The organism is Variovorax sp., assembly GCF_035634955.1.
Taxonomy (GTDB): Bacteria; Pseudomonadota; Gammaproteobacteria; order Burkholderiales; family Burkholderiaceae_C; genus Variovorax.
In genome coordinates this window covers 149172-172459 of the sequence record NZ_DASQBZ010000027.1, presented here as the reverse complement: position 1 = coordinate 172459, position 23288 = coordinate 149172, and the positions used below count along the sequence as shown (strand labels likewise).

Below are 23288 nucleotides of genomic sequence, written 5' to 3'. Positions count from 1 at the left end.
GACCTATTGCCGGTTGATCTATTGCGGACGGGCCATGCGCGCGGCCAGGAAGTCGAGAAAGCAGCGGATACGCGGCACCAGCGCGGTGTTGCGGTAGTACACCGCATGGACCGGTTGCAATTGCACGGCGGTGTCGCGCGCCAGCACCTGCACCAGGGCGCCGCCCTGGCGATCGGCCTGCGTCATGAAGTCCGACAGGCAGGCGATGCCCTGGCCGGCCAGGGCCAGTTGCCGAACCGTCTCGCCGCTCGAGGCCTGGAGCGCCGGCGCAATGGGATAGCTGTCGCCATGCGCCGTGCGCAGCGGCCAATGGTTCAGATTCTCGGGCTGGGTGAAGCCGATCAGGCTGTGCCGGGCCAGGTCCTCCACGCGCCGTGGCCTGCCATGCACCTCCAGGTAGGCCGGCGCCGCAAGCAGGCGCAGCCTGAAGCTGCCCAGCGACCGCGCCCGCAAGGTGGAGTCCCGAAGGCTGCCGATGCGGATGGCCAGGTCGGTGCGCTGCTCGATCAGGTCCACGATGTCGTCACTGCTGTTGAGCTCCAGCGTGATCTCGGGATACTCGGCCCGGAAAGCCCCGACCAGCGGCACCACGACGTGCAACATGAAGGGCGACGCCGCGTTCACCCGCAATCGCCCAGCGGGCTGCTCGCGACGCGCCGCCATCTGGGCCTCGGCGCCCTCGACCGCCTCGAGAATCGCGCGTGCGTGCTCCAGGAAGAACGCGCCCTCCTCCGTCAGCTCGAGCCGGCGCGTGGTGCGGCGCAGCAAGGTGACGCCAAGCTTGTCCTCCAGGCGGCCCAGTGCCCGGCTGACGCCCGACACGGTCTGCCCGAGGTGAGCCGCCGCGCCGGTGATGGAGCCGCATTCGATCACCCGCGTGAAAGCAAGAAGTTCGTCGAGCGTGGTCTTCATTGTTGATTTTTCGTCAACTGTATTGTGCCCAGTTGCCGCTTTGTGGGAAGCAATGGCCGGGCGACACTCGGTGTCATGACTTCATCCACATTCGTTCCTCCGCTTGGCCTGGGCACCTTTCGCCTGACCGGACAGACCGTCATCGATTCGGTGGCCTCCGGCCTCGCGCTGGGCTACCGCGCGATCGACACGGCGCAGATCTACGGAAACGAGGCCGAGATCGGACAGGCCGTCGCCGAGAGCGGCGTGTCGCGCGACGACCTCTTCCTGACCACCAAGATCTGGACCGACAACCTCGGCCGCGCACGCCTGGCGGCCAGCCTGCGCGAAAGCCTGGACAAGCTGCGCACCGACCGCGTCGACCTGACACTCATCCACTGGCCCTCGCCCGGCAGCGCCGTGCCGCTGGCAGAGACGCTGGCGCTGCTGATGGACGCGAGGGCGCAAGGGTTGACCCGCGCGATCGGCGTGTCGAACTTTCCGGTCGCTTTGCTGCAGCATGCCATCGACATCGTGGGCGCCCAGAACATCGCGACCAACCAGATCGAACTGCATCCCTACCTGCAGAGTCGCCGGCTCACCGCCTTCGCGGCGGAGCATGGCGTGCACATCACCTCGTACATGACGCTGGGCTACGGCAAGTTGCTCCAGGATCCGCATATCCAGATCATCGCCGGCGAAACCGGCGCCACGGCGGCGCAGGTCACGCTGGCCTGGGCGATGCAGCGCGGCTTCTCGGTGATCCCGTCATCCACACGACGCGAGAACCTCGCAAGCAACCTGGCCGCGCCCGAAGTACGGCTGAGCGAGGAGCAGATGGCCCGCATCGACGCCCTCGAGCGCGCGGAACGCCTGGTCGACCCGCAGGGGCTGGCGCCGCGCTGGGACTGATCCACTCAGCCGACGGCGGCGCGCACCACCACCAGCAGCGCGACCAGCGTCAGCAGGTCGAGCACGCGGCGGCGAAAGACTTCGGGCGAGACGCCGCGGAACATGCGCTGCCCGACGACGATGCCGGCCAGCATGGCCGGCGCCAGCCACAGCACCCAGCCGAGCATGTCCGGCCCCACCAGTTCGGTCGGCGCGCCGGTGCCCCAGGTGAGCACTGCCGCGGTGCCGAGCGCCCACAGATCGGTGAAAAGGAAAAGGCCGATCAGCGTGGCGCGCAGGGCCGCTGCCGGCATGGCCGAAGTGGAAAGCAGCACGGCCACCGCGATGCCGCCGATGGCCGCCAGGCCGTTGACCCAGCCCGAGACCAGCCCGGTCAGTAGGCGCGCGCGCCGGGTGGGCGCGAGCGCGAGCTTCGTGCCGCGGCGCAGCATGACCGCGGCCACCAGCAGCAGCGCACCGATGACGATGCGCAGCGGCTGCTCGGGCAGCCAGGCCAGCATGGCGATGCCCAGCGGGATGCACAGCGCATTGCCGAGCACCAGCCACGACATCCAGGACCAGTCGATGTCCCGCCAGGCGCTGCGCAGCAGGCTGACGCTGGCGAGCACCTCCAGCACGAAGACGGGTGGAATCACCACCGCCGGAGAGACGATCAGGGACAACCCTGCCACGCACAGCGCGGAGAACCCGAAGCCGGCAAAGCCGCGCACGACACCCGCGCCGGCGACGATGAGCAGGGCAAGCCCCATCAGGAGCGGAGGCAGCGGAGCGGCGGGCATGGTTTCTGCACGTAGCGGGTCAGCATGACAAAGCGCACGATTGTGGTGCCGCAAGCTATGCGGCGCACATCTGGACCCATGGGTCGCTGCCATCTGGAGGGTTGGCAGCCGCATCCGTGGCTCACACAATGGTCTCGGCTTAGGCCTCAAAAGGAGACATCAAAATGACAAATGTTGTACGTTTCTCGAAGTGGTTGGTGTGCGGCACCCTCGCCGCGATGGCCGGGGGCGCGCTGGCGCAGGCCAAGACGGTAACCTTCGCGCACCAGGACATGCTGGTGCCATTGCGCGCGGTAATGGAATCGGGCGAGCTTGAAAAAGCCACCGGCTACAAGATCAACTGGCGCATGTTCGGCGGCGGCGGCGACGTGATCCGCGCCATGGCCTCGGGCGACGTGCAGATCGGCGAGGCCGGCTCCAGCCCGGTGGCCGCAGCAGCCAGCCAGGGGCAGGACATCAAGCTCTTCTGGATCCTCGACGACATCGCCGACGCCGAGGCGCTGATTGCCCGCAACGGCAGCGGCATCGAAAGCCTGAAGGACCTCAAGGGCAAGCGGGTGGCCACTCCGTTCGTGTCGACTTCGCACTACCAGTTGATGGTCGCGCTGAAGAAGGCCGGCGTGGACGCGCGCGGCGTCAACGTGATGAACCTGCGTCCGCCCGAGGTGGCTGCCGCCTGGGAACGCGGCGACATCGACGCCACGTTCATCTGGGACCCGGTCCTGTCGAAGGTCAAGGCCAATGGCAAGCAGATCGCCAGTTCGCGCTCCATCGGCCAGGCGGGCAATCCCACCTTCGACGGCATCGTGGTCAACAGCAAGTGGGCCGCCGAGAACTCCGAATTCATGGTCGCGCTGGTCAAGGCCCTGGCCAAGGCCGACGATCAATACCGCAAGAACGCCGCCAGCTGGACCGCCGATTCGCCGCAGGTCAAGGCGGTGGCCAAGTGGAGCAAGGCCAATCCGGCCGACGTGCCCGCGGCCATGGCGCGCTACGCATTCCCCTCGCTGCAGGAACAGGCCTCGCCGACCTGGCTTGGCGGCGGCGCCGCCAAGGCGCTGCGCGACACCTCGGAGTTTCTCAAGGAGCAGGGCCGCGTTCAGGCGGTCAAGCCCGACTACTCGGTCTTCGTGACCGACGAGTACGTCAAGAAGGCGATGGCCGCCAACTGACCGGAGCCGAGCAATGCCTATCCTTGACATACGGCAGTTGACGGTCAACTTCGCCGTCAAAGGTGGCGTGCTGCAGGCCCTGGCGCCCGTCAACCTGACACTGCGCGACGGCGACTTCGTCGTCGCGCTGGGCGCCTCCGGCTGCGGCAAGACCACCCTTCTCAACTGCATCGCCGGGTTCCTGCGGCCCTCGACCGGCGACATCCTGCTGGACGGCCTCCCGGTGCACGGACCGGGCGCCGACCGCGGCGTGGTGTTCCAGAAGCACGCGCTGATGCCCTGGCTGTCGGTGGCCGACAACGTCTCGCTGGGCCTGCGCATGCGCGGCGTCGGGCGCACCGAACGCCTGCAGATCGCGCGCAGCAAGCTCGCGCTCGTGGGCCTGGAGGACTACGCGGATCGCGCGGTGTACGAACTCTCCGGCGGCATGCAGCAGCGCGTCGGCATCGCTCGCGCACTGGCCAACGACCCGGCCGTGCTGCTGATGGACGAACCCATGGGCGCGCTCGACGCGTTCACCCGCGAGCAGGTGCAGGAGATCCTCCTGCGCGCCTGGGCGAAGACGGGAAAGATGGTGTTCTTCATCACCCACTCCGTGGAAGAGGCGCTGTTCCTGGCGACGCGGCTGGTCGTGATGAGTCCGAGCCCCGGCCGCATCTCGCACGTCTACGAGGACCTCCCCTTCTCGCGCCAGTTCCTGGCGAGCGGGAATTCGCGAGAGGTCAAGTCCGACCCGGCCTTCATCGCCATGCGCGAAGAAGTCCTCTCGGTCATCCACCACCGCGAGGCCCATGCCTGAACGCACACAGGGAGTTCGTGAAATGACAACAACGAGAGTAGCCGCGCTGCGGCAACCGGGAGACGCCGGCGCAGCGGCCGCAACGGCGTCCGCGCCAGCCGCATCGGCCGGTCCGGCCTCCACTGCGCCATTGAAGACCAGCCGCTTCCGCATCCCCGGCGAAGGCTCGAGCACCGCCATCAGCGTGGTGACCGTCGCGGTGCTGCTGGCGCTGTGGCTCGTCGTGACCAACTTGGGCTGGGTCAAGCCGCTGTTCCTGCCTTCGCCGCAGGCCGTCGGCGAGCAGTTCCTCGACTACGTCCGCGGAACCGCCAACGACAAGCCGCTGTGGGAGCACTTCGCCGCCAGCATGCTGCGGGTGTTCAGCGCATTCGCGCTGGCATGCCTGACCGCCATCCCGATCGGCATTGCCATGGGCATGTCGCGCTGGGCGCGCGGCATTTTCGATCCGCCGATCGAGTTCTACCGGCCGCTGCCGCCGCTGGCCTACCTGCCGCTGATCATCATCTGGTTCGGCATCGACGAGACGCCGAAGATCCTGCTGATCTACCTGAGCTGCTTCGCGCCACTGGCCCTGGCCGCGCGCTCGGGCATGCGCAGCGCGACGCAGGAACAGATCAACTGCGCGTATTCCATGGGCGCGAGCTACACCCAGGTGATCCGCCACGTGATCCTGCCCTCGGCACTGCCCGACATCCTGGTGGGCATGCGCATCGCGATCGGCTTCGGCTGGACCACGCTGGTGGCCGCCGAGATGGTCGCGGCCAACACGGGCCTGGGCCAGATGGTGCTCAACGCATCCAACTTCCTGCGCACCGACATCGTCGTCATGGGCATCGTGGTGATCGGTGTGGTGGCCTACCTGTTCGACCTGCTCATGCGCTGGATCGAACGCGTGGTGGCCCCATGGAAGGGGCGCATGTAGCAGCGTGCGTGCGCGGCATCGCCTACACGCACACGACCAGGCGTCAGCCCGGCGGCGCGCCGCTCTCCTACGCCCGCCGGACGGCCGCGCGACGAAGCTAGGGACTCCCAGGCTCAAAAAGCCCTCATCCAAAGGAGATCCCTATGCGCAAGCTTCTCTCTCTCGCCATGGCCGGCCTTTTCGTGACGGGCGCTGCCTATGCCCAGACGAATCCGCCCGGTTCCGCTGCACCTCCGCATACGCCGGGCATGTCGAACAGCCAGGCGCAGCAGGCCGGTGAAATGCACAAGAACATGCGTAGCGACCAGCCGGTGAACCCGCCGGGCGGCGACATGCCGAAGTCGCCGGAGGCCGGCAAGGTGCAGCCCGACAAGGCAGAGTCCAATGCCGATCAGCGTGTGATGAAGCGCGATCAGATGAAGCCGGGTGAACCTGCGCCGATGCAGGGCGGCACGCCCAAGCAGTAAGCACACAAGCTCTCCGTCACAGAAGCCGCCCTTGCGTTGCGAGGGCGGCTTTTTCTTTTCCGGGCATGCAATTCAAGTCAAGACGCACTGGCCCCCGCGACCTTTCACGGCTCCTACTGTAATTGCGAATAATTCGCATTACAATCGCCCTCCTTCGAGGTCCGATGAACGATGCCGCACTCTTGCTTTTCGACGTACAGCACTGCGACGCCTAGGCCGGGCCCGGTGCCGGGCCAGCGCCATCGGAACCGGGTATGAAGTGCGGCTATCCCGGGCAAGACCCGGAAGACTTCGCACGCGCCTACTTGCGATGGCGTGGCCCGCTGCTGCAGTTCCTGCGACGCCGCCTGGGCAACAGCAGTGACGCCGAGGACGTGGCGCAAGAGTCCTTCGCCCGGCTCGTCGCGACGCCCGCCGGCCCCCTGCCCGACAAGCAGGGGCCTTACATCTATCGCATCGCCGTCAACCTGCTGCGCGACGAGCACCGCAAACGCTCGACCGGCGGTCGTGTCGCGATGAATGCCATGGAAGACGAATGCGACGACGTCGACCGCACGCCCGACCACGCCGGCTGCTGTGCCACCGTCGTCGAGCATCGTCAACGCCTCTCCAGGCTGGAAGCGGCGTTGGCCGAACTGCCCGATCGCCAGCGCGAAGCCTTTGTGCTGTATCGCTTCGATGGCCTGACCCAGGCCGAAGTCGCCGAGTGCATGGGCATCTCGCGCAGGATGGCCGTCAAGCACCTGGGCCGCGCGCTCGCCTACTGTGAGCAGCGGGTCCGGTATTCGAGCGCGCTGCAGATGAAGCAGCACCTCGCCATCAGCGAGGCAACCGAAGCATGATGGACGCCCCGCTCTCCGATGCCCTGGTCGAGGCAGCAGCTGACTGGTACGTGCGGCGGCAGGACGCCGGTTGGACCAATGCTGACGAGCGCGAATTCGACGCCTGGACGCGGGCCGATGCGCGCCATGCGCAGGTCTACCGGCAACTCTCGCGCACCTGGGCCGATTTCTCGCACGTCAGCAGGCCCGATTCTGTCTCGGCGGCGCCGGCATCGGCTCCGACATCGACGCAGCCGGCCTGCGCGGGTGGCCGCGCCAGGCGGCACGAGCGGCCCCGCTTCGGCACGGCCTTGTCGTGGCGCCCCCTTGCCGCGGCGTTGTGCACCTTCTGCTTGTTCCTCGCCGGCGCATGGTATGCCTACGACCACACGCCGCGCTACCGCGTTGACCTGTCCACCGCACGCGGCGAGATCCGCGTGGTAAGCCTGCCGGACAGTTCGCGCATCACCTTGAACGCCGCAAGCCGGCTGCAGATCGCGTATTACCCGCGCCGGCGCCAGGTGGTGCTCGAACGCGGCGAGGCATTCTTCGAGGTGGCGCGCGACCCTTCCCGTCCGTTCACGGTGGCCGCCGGCGAAAACGCGGTGCGCGTGCTCGGCACGGTATTCGACGTGCGCGCGCAGCCGTCGAGCTTCCAGGTCGAGGTCGTCGAGGGTCGCGTGGAAGTGCAACCGGGCAAGGACGCCACCGGCGTCGTCCTGACGGCGCAGCAAGGCCTGCGCATGGACGCGGGCGGGCGCCCGCAGGCACTGCGGCCCGATGCGCAAGCCATCGGCGCATGGCGCAGCGGGCAGCTCGTGTTCCGGCGCACGCCACTGCCGGACGCGGCGCAGGAACTCTCGCGGCACCTCGGCGCCCCGGTCACGCTGTCAGGGCCCGGCCTCGGGGGCTTGACGGTCTCGGGCTTCGCATCCATCAGTGCCCCGCAGGCCTTCCTGGAATCCCTGCCTGATGTGATCCCCGTGCGCGTGAGCAAGCAGGGAACGGCGGGCTACGTGGTGACGGCGCGCTAGCGTCTCCGATCTTTTTTTGCGTCGCAAGCCTTCTCGCGGGTTCCCACTTTTCCCGCAACTTCGTCTTAGGTAGTGCAGGCCCGCGATCCGCAGGCTGCACGGCAGCCAGGCCATTCGCGCAGCTTCGAGCGACGCGATGCGGGCCCGGCCTTCGCCGGACATTTCAATGAACAACAGCACGGAACGAGGAATTGCAATGCACTGGGGCAAATTGAGCGGGGCCATGACGGCCATGCAGTTGGGTCGCGCGCGACATTCGCTCCGGCCCGTGGCGCTGGCGGCGATGGCATCGTCGTGCATGGTGATCGCCGTTCCGGCCGCGATGGCACAGCAGTCGCAGGTGCGGTTCGACATCCCGGCCCAGCCACTGGATGGGGCCCTGCGCGCCTTTGCACTGCAGTCGGGACAACAGGTGCTGTTCGACGAGTCGGTGGTCGCCGGACACCGGGCGCCTGCGCTCAATGGCGATTTCGCGCCGCGCGAGGCACTGGGCCGGCTGATCGAGGGATCCGGCATCACGGTGGCGACCTCGCGGCCGGGCGTCTACACCTTGCGGGCCGCCACGCCCGGCGCCCCGGGTGCTGCAGGTGCCGCCGCGGGCGCGGCCGGCGCGGCTGCCGCGCCCGCCACCCTGCCGAGCGTGGTGGTCGAGGCCGATGCGGACCGCAGCGGCACCACCGAGGGCACCGGCTCCTACACCACGCGTGCGATGAGCACGGCAACCCGGCTCGATCTGTCGGTGCGCGAGACGCCGCAATCGGTGAGCGTCATCACACGCAGCCAGATGGACGACCAGGGCATCACCGACCTGGGCGACGTGGTCAAGCAGGCCCCCGGACTGACTTTCGACCAGTCGGGCGACGTCGGCTCGGACTCGTCCGTCATCTATTCGCGCGGCTTCGAGATCGACAACTACATGGTCGACGGTGTCCCCATGCTCTACAGCAACTACAGCGGCGTCTTCCAGACGACCGACATGGCGCTGTACGACCGCGTGGAGGTGGTGCGTGGCGCCACCGGCCTGATGAGCGGGGTCGGCTCGCCCGGCGGCACGATCAACCTGGTGCGCAAGCGACCCACGCCGCAGTTTCAGGCCAATGCGAAGGTCGAGATCGGCTCCTGGGACTACTACCGCGCCGAGGCCGACATCTCGACGCCGCTGAACGAATCCGGCAGCGTGAGAGGCCGGCTGGTGGCCGCCTACCAGGACAACGACACGTCCATCGACAGGCAGCACGAGCGGCGCAGCATCCTGTACGGCGTCGTCGAGGCCGACCTGACGCCAAGGACCCTGGCCACCTTCGGCTTTACCGTGCTCGACGAGGATCTGACCGCCCATGCCCGCTCGGGCCGGCCGTTGTACTTCTCCGATGGAAGCCGCGCCATCTGGGCACGCTCGGACAGCGCCGCTGCCGACTGGGCCTACTCGAAGCGCAAGAGCAACGTCCTGTTCGCATCGGTCGAGCATCGCTTCGATTCCGACTGGATGCTCAAGGGCACGTTCAATCACTACCGCACCGAGTACGACGAGGTACTGGGCTATGCCGCCGGCGGCTACGCCGACCCGGCGACGGGCGCGGGCATGAACCTGTATGCCGGCCGCTGGGCGGGACAGCCCACGCAGGACAGTTTCGACATCTACGCCCGCGGCCCGTTCACGCTGGGCGGCCGCAGGCACGAACTGGTCGTCGGCGCGACCGCCTCGCGCACCACCGACGACACCCTGAACTACAACCTCTGGTGGTTCGACGACTGGGACAGCTCGATCCCCAACATCTTCACCTGGCAAGGCAGCATTCCGGCCCAACCCGTCAACCCTGCGACGGGTGACTGGCAGGACAAGGAGCGCACGCTCAGCGCCTATGCCACCACGCGGCTGAAGCCGACCGACGCACTGTCCGTGATCCTGGGCGCCCGCGTGACGAGTTGGCGCGAGGAACGCAGCACGTTCACCTATGCCACCGGAGAGTCGACCTACCAGAAGCGCGAGGCGGACGGCGAGGTCACGCCCTACGCCGGCTTGGTCTACGACATCGGCAGGAACTGGTCGGTCTACGGCAGTTTCACCAACATCTTCAAGCCGCAGAGCAAGAAGGACGCAGGCGGCAGCTACCTGGACCCGGAGGTCGGCGACGCCTACGAACTGGGCACCAAGGCCGCCTTCTTCGACGACCGCCTCAACTTCTCCGCGGCGGTCTACAAGGTGCAGCAGGACAACTTCGGGGTCGCCATCCCCAACACCTACGCGCCCGACGGTTCGCAGGCCTACGAACCCGCGTCCGGCACAAAGACCAAGGGCTTCGAGCTGGAGCTCGCCGGCCAGGTCACGCGCCAATGGCAGGTGGGCACCGCGTTCTCGCGCAACCTGATCCACGACAGCGAAGGCGAGCCGCTCAACACCAACCTGCCGCAGAACACGTTCAAGCTGTTCACCAGCTACCGCCTGCCCGAAGTCGGCAACGGCCTCATCCTCGGCGGCGGGTTGCGCTGGCAAAGCGGCATCTACAGCGACGGCATGGGACCGGGCGGCGTGCGTTTCGAGCAGGACGGCTATGCGGTGGTGGACCTGATGGCGCAATACGCCATCACACCGAAAGTGACCGCGGCCCTCAACCTCTACAACGTCACCGACAAGACCTACTACACCAGTGCCTGGTCGTCCTACTACGGTGCGCCGCGCAGCGCGCGCCTGAGCGTGAACGTGGCCTTCTGATGCGGCGGATCGACGCGGCGGGGGGCCACCTCCAATGCCAATGAAGCGAAGCGGGCGACGGGGCGTGATGCTGGCCGCCCTGGCGGTGCTGGGCGCCGCCGGCGCCCTGTTCCTTTTCAACCTGCAACCGGATACCGTCTACGACACGACGCCGGTCTCGCGCACCCGAATCGAGGCCAACGTCACTGCCATCGGCACATTGCAGCCGCTCCGCTACGTGGACGTAGGCGCGCAGGTCTCGGGCCAGATCACGCGCCTGCACGTGCAGCCGGGGGCGCAGGTGAAGAAGGGCCAGTTGCTGGTGGAGATCGACCCGAGCGTGCAGCAGGCCACCGTGGACGCTTCCCGCGCGGCGCTGGCCGGCTTGCGTGCGCAGCTGGCCGACCAGCGTGCCCAGCATCGCCTGGCCGAACAGCAGCATGCGCGCCAGCTGCAAATGGACCGCGACGGCGCCACGCGGCAGGAAGACCTGCAGACCGCAGAAGCCAATCGCCTTTCCGCGGGCGCGCGCATCGACCTGCTCAAGGCACAGATCGCGCAGACGCAGGCCACGCTGCAGGCCGACGAGGCGCGACTGGGCTACACCCGCATCTTCGCACCCATGGCCGGCACCATCGTCTCGCTGGCGGCGCGCGAAGGGCAGACACTCAATGCCACCTACCAGACGCCGCACATCCTTCGGGTGGCCGACCTGTCCGGAATGACCGTGTGGACCGACGTGTCCGAGGCAGACATCCGCCGCGTCAAGGCCGACATGCCGGTCTACTTCACCACGCTCGGAGGCCACGCCGACGAGACCCCGCGCCGCTGGCACAGCCGCGTGCGCCAAGTGCTGCCGGCGCCGCCGATGAACGAGGCGCCCGGCGCATCCGAGGGCAGCGCCAAGGGAAGCGCCTCGGCCGCCAGCAAGGCGGTGGTCTACACGGTGCTGTTCGACGTCGACAACGTCGATGGCGAGTTGATGCCGCAAATGACGGCGCAGGTGTCCTTCGTCACCGCGCTCGCCGCCGACGCACTGGCAGTTCCCCTGGCCGCGCTGACGACCGACCCGGCCCGGCCCGGCAGCGCCACCGTGCGCGTGCTCGCCGCCGACGGCCGGCCGGTCACGCGGGCGCTTCGCACCGGCGTGCGCAACCGCCACCTCGTCGAGGTGCGCGAGGGGCTGGCCGAAGGCGAGCGCGTCGTCACCGGGGAACGTCCGCGCAACCGGATCCGGAGCTTCACGCTTTGACAACGGTGCCGGCACTCATCGAGCTGATCGACGTCAGGAAGCGCTACGGCGGCAACGGAAAGCCCAAGGTCGAGGTGCTGCGCGGACTGTCGCTGCGCATCGACGCCGGGGAGTTCGTCGCCATCGTGGGCGCCTCCGGCTCGGGCAAGTCGACGCTGATGCACATCCTGGGCTGCCTGGACAGGCCCAGCGCCGGCCGTTACCTGCTCAACGGGCGCGACGTCGCCGAACTCGACGCCGACGATCTGGCCTGGCTGCGTCGCGAGGCGTTCGGCTTCGTGTTCCAGGGCTACCACCTCATCGCCAGCGACAGCGCGCGCGAGAACGTGGAGGTGCCGGCCATCTATGCCGGCGTGCCCGATGCCGAACGCGGCGCGCGAGCCACCTCGCTTCTCGAACGCCTCGGCATGGGCGACAAGCAGGACAACCGCCCGCACCAGCTTTCCGGCGGCCAGCAGCAGCGGGTGTCGATCGCGCGCGCGCTGATGAACGGCGGCTCGATCATCCTGGCCGACGAACCCACCGGCGCGCTGGACAGCCGTGTCGGCGCCGAGGTGATGCGCCTGCTGCGCGAGTTGGCGGAGGCCGGCCACACGGTGATCCTGATCACCCATGACCACGGGGTGGCGTCGCAGGCGAGCCGCACGATCGAGATCATGGACGGCCGCATCGTCGCGGACCGCGCCACCGAGGCGCGCAATGCCGAACCCGCGCTGGCGGCGCCGGTAGTCTGTGCGACCGGCGCGCGCCAACAGCACGCGAGCCTGTGGGCCGACCTGCAGGAGGCGGCCCGGACCGCATGGCGCGGCATGCGCCAGAACCGGGCCCGCACCGGCCTGACCCTGCTGGGCGTCATCATCGGCGTCGCATCCGTCATCGTGATGCTCGCCATCGGCGAGGGCGCGCGCCAGCGCGTGGTCGAGCAGATGGGCACCATGGGTACCACCGTCATGTACCTGGGCAGTACGCAACCGTCCAGCGGCGGCCCGATCGGCACCATCACGCCAGAAGACCTGGAGGCGCTGGCCGGCCTGCCCCAGATCAATCGCGTGATGCCCGTCATCGGCGATCCGATACCGGTGCGACAGGGCAGCGCCGAGAAGCTCATCTATGTCTTCGCGGCCGGCGAGGCCATGCCGCTCATCCACCACTGGCCACTGGCGCAGGGCCGGTTCTTCACCGATGCGGAAGATCGCGACCTGGCGCCGCTGGTCGTGCTGGGCCACAAGGCAGGCCGTCATTTCTTTCCCGACCACCCCGACCCGGTCGGGCGCCACCTGCTGATCGGGCAAGGGCCCTTCGAGGTCGTGGGCGTGCTGGCCGAGCGCGGCGCCGACTCCGGCGCGCAGGACTATGACGACATGGTTTTCATTCCTTACCACGCGGGGCGCGCACGGGTGTACCGGACGCAGACGCAGCCCGACTACGTCGTGATCGAAGCGGCGTCGACCGATCAGGTGCAGGCCGCGGAGGCCGCCATCCGGACATTGCTTCGCGAACGTCATGGCCGCGAGGACTTCAGCATCGGCAATGCCGCCGCCAAGCTGCAGGCCGAAGCCGCCACGCGCGGGACGATGGCCATGATGCTCGGCCTCGTCGCGGCGGTCTCGCTGGTGGTCGGCGGCATCGGCGTGATGAACGTGATGCTCATGACGGTGCGCGAACGCACCCGCGAGATCGGCATCCGCATGGCCACCGGTGCCCGTCAGCGCGACATCCTGCGCCAGTTCCTGACGGAGGCGGTGCTGGTGACGGTGCTGGGCGGCGCCGCAGGCGTGTGTGCCGGGCTGGCGGTGGGCGCGACATTGATCGCGTTCGACGTGCCGGTGATCTTCTCGCTGACGGCCATGCTCGGCGCCTTCACCTGTGCGGTGGCGACCGGGCTGGTGTTCGGCTACATGCCGGCTCGGCGCGCCTCCGCGCTCGACCCGGTGGTCGCGTTGACGTCCGAGTAGGCTGACGATGGGCTCGATCTTCCACGACTACCGGCGCAAGGTCGGACAGCGCCTCGCGCTCGCGATGATGACGCCGGCGTGCGCTTGGCTTGCCGGTTGCGCCAGCCCCCAAGAAGCGTCCCAGGTGCCGGACCCTGTGACGCCAGGCACCTGGTCGCAGCCGGCACCTGCGACTGCGGCGCCCCCTCCCCCTGGCGTTGCGCTTCCCACGGTCGATGCGGCATGGTGGAGCCGCTTCGGCAGTCCGGAACTCGACAGCCTGGTCGAGCGCGCGCAGCGACAGAGCCTGGACCTGGCCGCGGCCGTCGCCCGCGTGCGCCAGGCACAGGCTGTCGCGCACGCGGCCGGCGCGGCGCTGCTGCCGGAACTGCAGGCAGGCCTCGACGCGCAGCGCGAAGACCGCCTGCGGGACTCGGCGGCGCTGGTGGAAGGCGCGCGCTTTGGCGCCACCCTCGCCGCGAGCTACGAGGTCGACTTCTGGGGCGGCAACCGCGCCGCGCGCGATGCCGGGCTGGCGACGCTGCAGGCCAGCCGTTTCGATCGCGACACGGTTCGCCTCGCGCTCACGGCCGCTGTCTCGTCGGCGTGGCTGCAGGCCGTGTCGGCCCGCGAGCGCCTGGACATCGCACAACGCAACCTCGCAAGCGCACAGCAGGTGCTGTCCATCGTCGAAGCCAGGCGCCGCGCCGGCGCCGCAGTGGCGCTGGAGGTGGCGCAGCAGCGCGGGCTGGTGGCCGCGCAGCGGCGCGCACTGGCCGCCGTGCGGCAGGAGGATCGGGACGCCCGCGCGACCATCGCGCTGCTGCTGGGCCAGATGGAACCAGTGGAACTGCAGGCCGATTCGTTGCGATCGGTGCGTACGCCGTCGATCGGGCCCGGCCTGCCCAGCGAACTTGTCGCGCGGCGCCCCGACATCGCGCGTGCCCAGGCGCGCCTGGCCGCCGCCGACGCCGACGTCACGGCCGCGCGCGCCGCGATGCTGCCGAGCGTGCGGCTGGGCGCCGGGATCGGCACCGGCGGCGATCGCTGGCGCGCCGTGCTCGACGACCCGATCTACAGCGTTGCAGCCGCACTGGTCGCGCCGATCTTCGATGCCGGCCGCCTGGCGGCGGGACATGCCCAGGCACAGGCGCGCCGCGAGGAACTGCTGGCCGACTACCGCGGCGCCATCGTGGCCGCGTTCGACGACGTGGAGCGGGCGCTCAATGCGCTCTCCGGTGCGCGCGCCGAGGCCGCAGCACAGGCAGATGAACTGCAGCAGGCGCGCCATGCGCTGGACCTGGCCGAGGCACGCTATCGCGCCGGGGCCGAGCCGATGCTGACGTTGCTGGACGCACAGCGCACGCTGTACGCGGCGCAGGACCTGGCGGTGCAACTGCACCAGCGCGAACTGCAGTCCGCTGTCGCGCTCTACCGTGCCCTTGGCGGCGGCTGGTCGGCCGAAGCGACGGAACTGTCGGCCCGGTAAGCGAGACTACTCACCCGGCCGGCCGCCGCGCATCGGCATCCACGCCAGCAACGGCCGCAGTGCGGCCGGGCGCCAGGCCAGCGTGAAGGCCACCGTGGCCGCCGCCACCGCCAGCGTCATGACCCATACGAGCGCGGCCATCGAAGGATGGTCGGCGTACAAGCACAACGCCAGGGCAGCCATCAGGCCGAGACTGCCGATGAACCTCAGCAGGGCGGCGCGTTTGCCGCCGAGCGGTTCGCTGCCGCGGATCTGCTCCCAGTGCGCCTCCAGCGAAAGTGCCAGCCAACCGGCACCGGCGAGGTTGGCCAGAAGCGCCGCAAGTTGAAGCCAGCCATCATGCATGGGCAGCTTTCACAGGGTTCGGTGCAGCCCGCACGCCGGCGGACTGCGCAGCGGCGCGTTCACGCCGGAGCAGGCGCCGCGCGGCCAACATCGCGAGGCCGGCACTGGCGAGCAGGGCCAGGTCGAGCCCGGCTACCGGCCAGTAGCCCTGGATGAGCGTCTTCGCGAGGTGGTCGCCCGTGGTCACCCAGTTGAGCACGACCGCCGCCAGTGCCAGCACCGCCAGCGCCCAGCACTGTTCGCGCCAGGCTGGCGCGATGCGCCCTGCCGCCACCGGCGCGCTGCGCCATGCAGCATGCGCAAACGCGAACAGCCACGCCCCCCAGAAGATGCCCTTCTCCCAGTCGGCGCGATGCGCCAGTGCATCCGGCAGCACGCGATTGGCCACCAGCATCGACACCATGGCCAGCAGCATGCCGGTGACTGTCGTCACGGCCAGCGCGTCGACCCAGCGCGCCCCGCCGTGGCCCTGGCGCACATGCTGGGCCTTGCGCTTCTCGACGAAGAACAGGAAACCGGTCGCGATGCAGACGCAGCCGGCCAGCCCGCCGAACACGTAGAACCAGCGCAGCAGCCAGTGCTCGAAGTGCTGCAGGTGCAAGCCGGTGAGAAAAGTGTTGATGCTCGACACCACCGTCGGCGGCGGCTCCTCCAGGATCACCCTGCCTGTAGCGGCCTCGAAGTGCACCGCCTGGCCCACCAGCGCGACGCGGTCGCTGCCGGCGCGGTAGATGCTGACGTAGCCATTGGCGTCGCCCACGTGGTTGACCTGCAGGAAGCCGACCTCGCCAGGCATGTCGCGCGCGGCCCAGCGGCGCTTGGCCTCCAGCACCATGGCGTCCACCGAGGCCATGGTCGCCGGCACGCCCGAGGGCTTGAAGGCCAGGCCCTTGGCCTGCGCCTGCGCCATTTCGTGCGCCTGTGCCTGCGGCTTGAGCATGGTCTCGGACACCGGCAGGTAGATGCCGGCAAAGATGGTCAGGCCTGACAGGGCGAAGATGAAATGGAACGGCAGGGCCACCACGCCCGTCAGGTTGTGCAGGTCCAGCACGCTTCGGCGGATGTGCTTGCCGGGACGGAAGGTGAACATCTCGCGGAAGATCTTGCGGTGCATCACCACGCCGCTGACCAGCGCCGCCAGCATCACCAGCGCCGCCAGGCCGACGATCCAGTACCCGAGGCTCTGCCATTCCAGGTGCAGGCTGTAGTGCAGCGGGTAGAAGAACTCGCTGCCGATCTTGAGCTGGTCGTGCGGCAGAACCTTCCCATTGCGCGGGTCGATGGTCACGTGGCCGTGCACGTGGTCGTCCGGGTCGTTCGGGTTGTTGGTCACCGCGTACTCGGCGTACATCTGCAGCACAGGGTCGCGGTGCGTGGTGTAGGCGCTCCAGTTCATCAGCGGCAGCGCAGCCGGCAGCGGACCGCCGACGCGCTCGCGCGCCGCCTCGAGTTCTTCCTCTTCCGGCTCGATGGCCTCGAAGATGGGCTTGAGCATGTGGTCGAACGACGGCATCACCTGCGGCGCGAAGCGCGTCTGCGGGATCGCCCAGCGATCGATCTCGCGATCGAACACCGACACGGCGCCGAAGAAGAACGCGATCATCAGCACGTAGCCGAGCACCAGCCCGAACCACGTGTGCAGCCACGCCATCGAGAAGCGGAAGGAAGAAAACACGCCGCCCCCGGTTCAGTTCGTTGCGCGCAGGAGCAACCACGCCAGCGTCGTCATCGCGGCGCCACCGCCCGCGAGCACGCCCCACACCCGCGCCAGGCTTGCCGGCACGTACGCCCAGCAGAAGCACGCCAGGAACACCAGGAATGCAAGCAGGAAGCACAACGTGCGGGCATCGTCATAGGGCATGCCGGCCAGCAGGAGGATGGCGATGCCCAGCGTGGCAAACCCCCAGACGAAGGCGTAGCCACCCAGCAGGCTGGCGGCCACGCGCGAGGCAATGTGAAACGGGCTCATGGGAAATCTGCAAGCCTCGCAGCGCGGCGCGCACCCTCGGGGGCGGCCTGCCGAAGCTCATGCCTTGGTGAATGCGTTAGGAATGATTCGCATTCTAGATGGACGAGCCTAGGCGCGGACGGCCTGCATCACCGGATGGAACATCGCCGTCGAATAAGGAGCGCACGTGCAGTTGCGCGCCAGCACCTCGTTGGGGTCCTCGGATACGGCAAAGTGCTTCCCGTCGTTGGCACGGCACCAGGCGCACTCGTCGCCGGTGCCCACCAGCGCGAGCATCATGCCGCCGCAGAACTGCCGCATCTGCAAGACGGCGTCGTGGCGCGCCTTCTGAAGCGTGGCATCCCGGTACAGTTCGCCGGCGAAGGTGGACAGCGTCCGGCGCGGCGCCAGTGGCGCGCGCAGCAGTTCCGCCGCGCGGATGTCCAATGCCGCATCCGCGAGTTCCTTGGCGCGGCGCCGGCCCTCGTCGAGCGGCTGGCCCGGCACCCGACCGTGCTGCCGGAGATAGTCCTCGACAGTGGCCTGCCCGCGTGGCGTCAGCGCACGGCTGCGGCGCACGGCCAGCGCGAGGTACTGGTCGAAGGGACGCTCTTGCGGCTCGGCGCCAGGGATCGGCGATTGAGGTCGGGCGGAGGCCTCGTTCCCCGACAGAAAACTGAAAAGCTTCATCGTGCCCACCAAAGATCAGTAGTTCCTTGGTAGTACATGATGCCAGGGATTTCGCCCGCCGTCGCCCCTCGTGCCGCGAGTGGCGCGGAGGGCGATGCCTCATTCGCGCCGCACCGGGTTGACCAGCGTCCCGACCCCTTCGACCTCGACCTCCACGACGTCACCCGGCCGCATGAACAGCGATGGCTGCCGCTTGAATCCGACACCTCCCGGCGTGCCGGTCACGATCACATCGCCCGGCTCGAGGGAAGTGAACGTCGAGATGTAGCTGATCAGCCGGGGAATCGGGAAGATCAACTGCGCGGTGGTGGCGTGCTGGACCACTTGCCCGTTCAACCGCGTGCTCAGCGCGAGCTCCTGTCCGTCCGCGACCTCGCCTCGCGTCACCAGCCAGGGACCGAAGGCCCCGGTGGCGGGAAAGTTCTTGCCCGGCGTCCATTGGGTCGTGTGGGCCTGCCAATCGCGTATCGATCCGTCGTTGTATGGCGCGTAGCCGGCCACGTGCTCCCACGCCGCGTCTTCGCCGATGCGGCGCCCCGCCTTGCCGACAACGACGGCGATCTCTCCCTCGTAGTCGAGCGAACCGGATTCCCGCGGAAGGACGATCGGTTGCCGGTGCCCGACCTGCGACGAGGCCACGCGCAGGAACACCGTGGGTTGGGCGGTGGTCTCCCGCCTGGCCTCGATCCGATGCTCGTCGTAGTTCAGCCCCACGCAGAAGATACGGGTCGCATCCGGAATCACGGGCAGATATTCGACCTCTTCGAGGCCGACGGTCGCGGCCCGGGAGTTCACGAACCCCTCGATTTCATGCAGCTCCATTCGCGCCAGAGCGCTTCGAAGCGTGGGGTGGCGCCCTTCGGTGGCCGCCTGCAGGTCGACGATGCGCTCGCCGGAGACGGCACCCCAGCTCGGGGCGCCCAGGTGGGAATAGCTCAGAAGTTTCATGTGTGTTCGCAATTCGGCCCGCTCGGCGGCCGATCAGTCGATGGTGATGCCCGCTGCCTTCACGATCTTTCCCCACTTGTCGTACTCGGAGCGGAAGAACCGCTGGAACTGCTCCGGCGTTCCACCACGCACGGCTGCGCCTTGGGACGAGAGGACGTCACGCACGCTCGCCTCCTGAAGGGCCGCGTTCGTGGCCTTGGAAAGCGCATCGACGATCGGCTGGGGCGTGTTGGCCGGAGCAAGCAGGCCGAACCAGGTCCCGGCCTCGAACCCTGCGACGCCTGCTTCCTGCATGGTCGGCACCTGTGGGAACTGGGGCGAACGCTCGGTCGACGTGATGGCGATCGCACGCAGTTTTCCGGCCTTGACCAGCGGCGCCGAAGTGCTGAACACGTCGAACATCACGTCGATCTGTCCGGCCACGAGGTCCACCAGCGCGGGCCCGCTGCCTTTGTAGGGGACGTGGACCATGTCGACGCCGGCGAGGCTCTTGAAGTATTCGCCGGCAAGATGCGCCGCGCTTCCGTTGCCGAACGAACCATAGGTCAACTTGCCCGGCCGTGCCTTTGCCTCGCGCACGAGGTCGCCGACGCTGGCGATCTTCAACGCCGGATTGGCCACCAGCAGCAGCGGCTGGGTCGCCACCAGCGTTATCGGTTCGAGACCGTTCACGGGGTCGTACCCGAGCTTGGGGTAGGTGTGGGGCGTCACCGTCAATGGGCCGGCCGCGCTGAACAGCAGCGTGTAGCCGTCCGCCGGTGCCTTCGCCACGAACTCGTGGCCGATGGCGCCGCCGGCGCCGGCACGGTTCTCGACCACGACAGGCTGGCCAAGCCGCTCGGTCAGCGACTTCGCCAGCAGCCGCGCCGTGGCATCGGTCGAACCGCCGGCGGCATAGGGAACGATCAGCTTGACAGGCTTGTCCGGGTATCCCTGGGCAAATGCACCGGTCGCGACGACCAGTGCCAGGGCGGCAAGCGCCAGGTTGCGTCGCCAATGAACCAGAGTCGAAATCATCGTGTTGTCTCCTTGTCGATCTGTCTGGGAACGCTTGCACTCGTCGCGCCCGCCGTCGCGTTGGACCCGATTCGGCCGAACGGGTCGCCGAAGCGCTCCAGCATCACCTGCTCGAAAGGCACGCCTTCAGAGGCGAACCAGCTGCCCGACCGCAAGGTGTAGGCGTCGTGCCTCAGCGGCGCCTGCGGTTCGGTTCCCGCCGCCAGCGCCTTCGCGCCGGTCAGCACGGCGCGGCGGAACCGCACCACCGCCGCGTCGGACGCGGACAGGTGCTCCTGCGTGCGATCGGCGATGCGTCCCTGGCTGTCCTGGATCATCGCGTCCTGCTCGGCGACGCCGCGAACGCCGGTGAAGCTGATGTGCTTCTGGTGCTGCCGGTCGATGAGGTACTCGTTCGCCCTGTTGCGGATCGGAATGAAGTTCGCATCGACTTCCGCGACCACGCCGTGGCCGCCGCTGAACTTGCTCACCTCGTCTTCGGTCAACGGGCGGTCGGGATTCCAGGCATAGGTATAGATCCAGCAGTTCTCGTCATCGATCGGCACCCAGGTGTAGCCGAAATGGGTTTCGCCGGGCAGCGTCGAAGGCGTCGTGCTGTGGGCCGGAAGCGCGTACTGGGCACTGCGCCAGTAGCGAACGCCGTCGTCGGCCCGCCGCGCGCCACCGACGACGAAGCCGACTTCGTGCTCGAGGATGGAGAACTTCGGCAGGGGATCCTCCCGGATCCAGCGCAGGCGCTTCTCGTCCGCCGGCGCGTCCGGATTGGCATTGGACGGAACGCCCGGCGCAGGCATGTGAAGAAACGAGAAATGCGAAGTGTCGAGCGCGCCTTCGATGGACTGCGCCCAGTTGCATTCCTGAAGCTTCTTGGTGACGAAGCGGTGCGAGGCAGGCAACGCGCCGAACTCGAGGCGCGGCACTTCCGGAAGCGCTCTCTCCCAGGGGTCCGGGCCAAGGTAGGCCCAGACGATGTCCCCGTACTCGCGCGTCGGATAGGCCTTCAGCCGCAGCGAATCGTGGTAGCTCGCACCCGGTGGCACGTTGGGGAGTTCGAGCGGTCGTCCTTGAACGTCGAACTGCCAGCCGTGGAACACGCAGCGAATCGCGCAGTTCTCGTTGCGCCCGAAGTACAGGTCGGCCCCGCGGTGCGGGCATTTCGACGCGACCAGGCCCACGACGCCGTCGCTGTTTCGAAAGGCCACCAGCTTCTCGCCCATGACGTTGACCCGCATGGGTGCACCGTCGCGCTCCGGCAACTCGCGCGACAGCGCGATCGGCTGCCAGAAGCGGCGAAAGAACTGGCCCATCGGCGTGTCCACACCCGTGCGTGTGAGCAACTCATTGTCGGCGGCACTCAGCATGTTGCCTTCTCCCGGGTGGTTGCCAACGACTTTCGAGGGTCGCGAATGCCGTACGGCGCACCCCACCCGATCGTGTCCAGGGTCTCGCCGGAAGGCTCGTACTCGCAGCCGATCCAACCTTGCCAGCCCAGCGCCTCGATGAGCTCGAACAGATAGGGGAAATGGATCTCGCCCGTCCCGGGCTCGTGCCGGCCCGGCACGTTGCCCACCTGGATATGTCCGATGTGCGGCCAGGCCGAGCGCATGCGGTCGGCGATGGCGCCCTCTTCCATCTGGATGTGGAAGGTGTCGAAGCACAGCTTCACGTTGTCGCGGCCGAGCGCCTCGACGACTTCGACGCCCTCGTCGATGCGGTGGTACAGAAAGGCGGGAAACCGTGCGCGGCAGCAGGGCTCGAGGATGAGCGTCAGGCCGTGCGCGCCTGCCTCGTCCGCTGCCCAGGCCAGGTTTTCCAGGAACAGGCCCATGCAGCGCCCGCGGTCCAGTTCCGCGCCGATGTTGCCCGGCATCACGTGGATGTTCGGGCCGCCGATCTGCACGGCATAGTCCACAGCCGCATGAATGCTCGCCCTGAAGTCCTTCTCGCGGCCCGGCAGCGCGGCGAGCCCGCGTTCTCCCGCGTTCCAGTCGAACGGCGAAAGGATCTGGACCATCGACAGGTCGTTGTCGCGAAGCCGGGCGGCGATCTCCCGCGCCGGGTACTCGTAGGGAAATGCGACCTCGACTCCCTTGAACCCGGCCTCCGCGGCCGCCTGGTACCGCTCGAGCATGGGAAGGTCGGTGAACAGCCACCGCAGATTGGGATCGAATCGCAACATCGTGAGGTCTCCTTGTTGCGGTCAATCCTAGGATCGGCTTATTGTTGAGGCAAGCCAGCAATTCTTAGCACTGATTGAGTTTTTCTTATGAATATCGGGAACGTCTCGCTGCGCCAGGTGCGGGCCTTCGTCGCGGTCGCGGATGCCGGCGGATTCGCAGCCGCCGCGCGGCGCCTGCATCTCACGCCATCGGCGCTGAGCCTGCTCATCAAGGAGCTCGAGACGAACATCGAAGTCCGCCTGTTCGATCGGAGCACGCGCACGACCGAACTCTCCATTGCCGGCAGCGAGTTCTATCCGCTGGCCCGCAAGGTCCTCATCGATCTCGAGCAGGCGCTGGTGAGCACACAGGACCTGCAGCAGAAGCGGCGCGGCACGGTGCGCATCGCCTGCACCCCTCTGTACGCGGCCACCACCGTTCCGGAACTGATCCGCCGGTACCGGCAGAGATTTCCGGCAGTGACCGTCTACGTCCTCGATTCGTTGAACCAGCAGGCGCTGGCGCGCGTCGCCACCGGCGAGGCGGACATCGGCGTCGCCCCACAGCGGCAGGCGCCGCCCGAACTCGAACAGCACAGCCTGATGCAGGACCGCGTGTGGATGGTCTGCAGGCCGGACCATCCTCTTGCCGCGCACAAGCGCGTGAGCTGGGCGCAGGTCCTCAGGCACCCCTTCGTCAGCCTGACACCCGATTTCACCAAGCGCCTGCAAGCCGACCTGTTCCAGTATTCCTCCACGCTCGTTCTCAATCCCGCGCACGAGGTTTCATTCATCACCACCGCGCTCGGCATGGTGCAAAGCGGCTTCGGTGTAACGGCCCAGCCGAGCCGTTCCCTGTCGCTTCTCCCGGCCTTCGGCCTCGTCGCGCGCCCCCTGATCTCCCCTGTCGTGAACCGGCACCTGTCCCTCTTCTGCCTCGGCGGCCGGGATCTTTCGCCGGCAGCCGACAGCCTTCGCTCGTTCCTGCTCGAAGAGTCGGTATGAGGCAGCGCCC

General features: G+C 68.1%; 22 protein-coding genes. 12 read left to right on the top strand and 10 right to left on the bottom strand.

Annotation, left to right across the window (positions count from 1 at the left end):
- Positions 1-18: 18 nt before the first annotated feature.
- Positions 19-912: a LysR substrate-binding domain-containing protein gene (locus VES41_RS18985; RefSeq protein WP_324820236.1), complete on the bottom strand. Its 894-nt coding sequence runs from the start codon at positions 910-912 to the stop codon at positions 19-21.
- Between the two features lie 75 nt (positions 913-987).
- Between VES41_RS18985 and dkgB the strand changes: the two genes are divergently transcribed.
- Positions 988-1803 carry a 2,5-didehydrogluconate reductase DkgB gene (gene dkgB / locus VES41_RS18980; protein WP_324820234.1) on the top strand — a complete coding sequence of 272 codons (816 nt, stop codon included), beginning with the start codon at positions 988-990 and terminating at the stop codon, positions 1801-1803.
- Positions 1804-1808: 5 nt separating this feature from the next.
- Here the strand turns inward: dkgB and VES41_RS18975 are convergent, their stop codons facing one another.
- Positions 1809-2582 carry a sulfite exporter TauE/SafE family protein gene (locus tag VES41_RS18975; protein ID WP_324820232.1) on the bottom strand — a complete coding sequence of 258 codons (774 nt, stop codon included), beginning with the start codon at positions 2580-2582 and terminating at the stop codon, positions 1809-1811.
- Positions 2583-2746: 164 nt separating this feature from the next.
- On the opposite strand from VES41_RS18975, the gene tauA reads away from it, so the two are divergent.
- From tauA to VES41_RS18925, 10 genes are all read left to right on the top strand, one after another.
- Positions 2747-3754: a taurine ABC transporter substrate-binding protein gene (gene tauA / locus VES41_RS18970; protein ID WP_324820230.1), complete on the top strand. Its 1008-nt coding sequence runs from the start codon at positions 2747-2749 to the stop codon at positions 3752-3754.
- Positions 3755-3767: 13 nt separating this feature from the next.
- On the top strand, positions 3768-4553 hold the full coding sequence (locus tag VES41_RS18965) for a taurine ABC transporter ATP-binding protein (RefSeq protein ID WP_324820228.1): 786 nt from the start codon (positions 3768-3770) through the stop codon (positions 4551-4553).
- Between the two features lie 22 nt (positions 4554-4575).
- The gene (locus tag VES41_RS18960; protein WP_324820226.1) at positions 4576-5478 is read left to right on the top strand and encodes an ABC transporter permease subunit; all 903 of its coding nucleotides are present in this window, start codon (positions 4576-4578) and stop codon (positions 5476-5478) included.
- A gap of 143 nt (positions 5479-5621) precedes the next feature.
- Positions 5622-5945: a hypothetical protein gene (locus VES41_RS18955; RefSeq protein ID WP_324820224.1), complete on the top strand. Its 324-nt coding sequence runs from the start codon at positions 5622-5624 to the stop codon at positions 5943-5945.
- 254 nt (positions 5946-6199) lie between these two features.
- Complete coding sequence (locus VES41_RS18950) at positions 6200-6787, top strand: sigma-70 family RNA polymerase sigma factor (RefSeq protein ID WP_324820222.1); 588 nt, start codon at positions 6200-6202, stop codon at positions 6785-6787.
- Positions 6787-7800: a FecR family protein gene (locus VES41_RS18945; RefSeq protein WP_324820220.1), complete on the top strand. Its 1014-nt coding sequence runs from the start codon at positions 6787-6789 to the stop codon at positions 7798-7800. The genes VES41_RS18950 and VES41_RS18945 overlap by 1 nt, the downstream gene beginning before the upstream one ends.
- 196 nt (positions 7801-7996) lie before the next feature.
- Positions 7997-10513 (top strand): TonB-dependent siderophore receptor, encoded by a 2517-nt coding sequence (locus VES41_RS18940; RefSeq protein ID WP_324820218.1) that lies wholly within the window; start codon positions 7997-7999, stop codon positions 10511-10513.
- Between the two features lie 40 nt (positions 10514-10553).
- Positions 10554-11744 (top strand): efflux RND transporter periplasmic adaptor subunit, encoded by a 1191-nt coding sequence (locus VES41_RS18935; RefSeq protein ID WP_324820412.1) that lies wholly within the window; start codon positions 10554-10556, stop codon positions 11742-11744.
- Positions 11741-13699, top strand: coding sequence for an ABC transporter permease (locus tag VES41_RS18930; RefSeq protein ID WP_324820216.1), 1959 nt, complete (start codon positions 11741-11743; stop codon positions 13697-13699). The genes VES41_RS18935 and VES41_RS18930 overlap by 4 nt, the downstream gene beginning before the upstream one ends.
- A 7-nt stretch (positions 13700-13706) precedes the next feature.
- Positions 13707-15167, top strand: a complete 1461-nt coding sequence (locus tag VES41_RS18925; RefSeq protein WP_324820214.1) for an efflux transporter outer membrane subunit — start codon at positions 13707-13709, stop codon at positions 15165-15167.
- Positions 15168-15173: 6 nt separating this feature from the next.
- Here VES41_RS18925 and VES41_RS18920 read toward each other — a convergent pair whose 3' ends face one another.
- The 8 genes from VES41_RS18920 to VES41_RS18885 all read right to left on the bottom strand — a co-directional run bounded on the left by VES41_RS18920 (position 15174) and on the right by VES41_RS18885 (position 22294).
- A complete protein-coding gene (locus tag VES41_RS18920) occupies positions 15174-15512 on the bottom strand; it encodes a DUF3325 family protein (RefSeq protein ID WP_324820212.1) in 339 nt (112 codons plus the stop codon).
- The gene (locus VES41_RS18915; RefSeq protein WP_324820210.1) at positions 15505-17187 is read right to left on the bottom strand and encodes a PepSY-associated TM helix domain-containing protein; all 1683 of its coding nucleotides are present in this window, start codon (positions 17185-17187) and stop codon (positions 15505-15507) included. Before VES41_RS18915 ends, VES41_RS18920 begins: the two co-directional genes overlap by 8 nt.
- A 12-nt stretch (positions 17188-17199) precedes the next feature.
- Positions 17200-17481, bottom strand: a complete 282-nt coding sequence (locus tag VES41_RS18910) for an iron uptake protein (protein ID WP_324820208.1) — start codon at positions 17479-17481, stop codon at positions 17200-17202.
- A gap of 108 nt (positions 17482-17589) precedes the next feature.
- Positions 17590-18150 (bottom strand): hypothetical protein, encoded by a 561-nt coding sequence (locus VES41_RS18905; protein ID WP_324820205.1) that lies wholly within the window; start codon positions 18148-18150, stop codon positions 17590-17592.
- A gap of 99 nt (positions 18151-18249) precedes the next feature.
- Positions 18250-19098 (bottom strand): fumarylacetoacetate hydrolase family protein, encoded by an 849-nt coding sequence (locus tag VES41_RS18900; protein ID WP_324820203.1) that lies wholly within the window; start codon positions 19096-19098, stop codon positions 18250-18252.
- Positions 19099-19131: 33 nt separating this feature from the next.
- Positions 19132-20115 (bottom strand): tripartite tricarboxylate transporter substrate binding protein, encoded by a 984-nt coding sequence (locus VES41_RS18895; protein ID WP_324820201.1) that lies wholly within the window; start codon positions 20113-20115, stop codon positions 19132-19134.
- Positions 20112-21476: a Rieske 2Fe-2S domain-containing protein gene (locus VES41_RS18890; protein ID WP_324820199.1), complete on the bottom strand. Its 1365-nt coding sequence runs from the start codon at positions 21474-21476 to the stop codon at positions 20112-20114. The genes VES41_RS18895 and VES41_RS18890 overlap by 4 nt, the downstream gene beginning before the upstream one ends.
- Positions 21470-22294 (bottom strand): hydroxypyruvate isomerase family protein, encoded by an 825-nt coding sequence (locus VES41_RS18885; RefSeq protein WP_324820197.1) that lies wholly within the window; start codon positions 22292-22294, stop codon positions 21470-21472. Before VES41_RS18885 ends, VES41_RS18890 begins: the two co-directional genes overlap by 7 nt.
- Positions 22295-22381: 87 nt before the next feature.
- Between VES41_RS18885 and VES41_RS18880 the strand changes: the two genes are divergently transcribed.
- A complete protein-coding gene (locus VES41_RS18880) occupies positions 22382-23278 on the top strand; it encodes a LysR family transcriptional regulator (RefSeq protein ID WP_324820195.1) in 897 nt (298 codons plus the stop codon).
- Positions 23279-23288 lie beyond the last annotated feature (10 nt).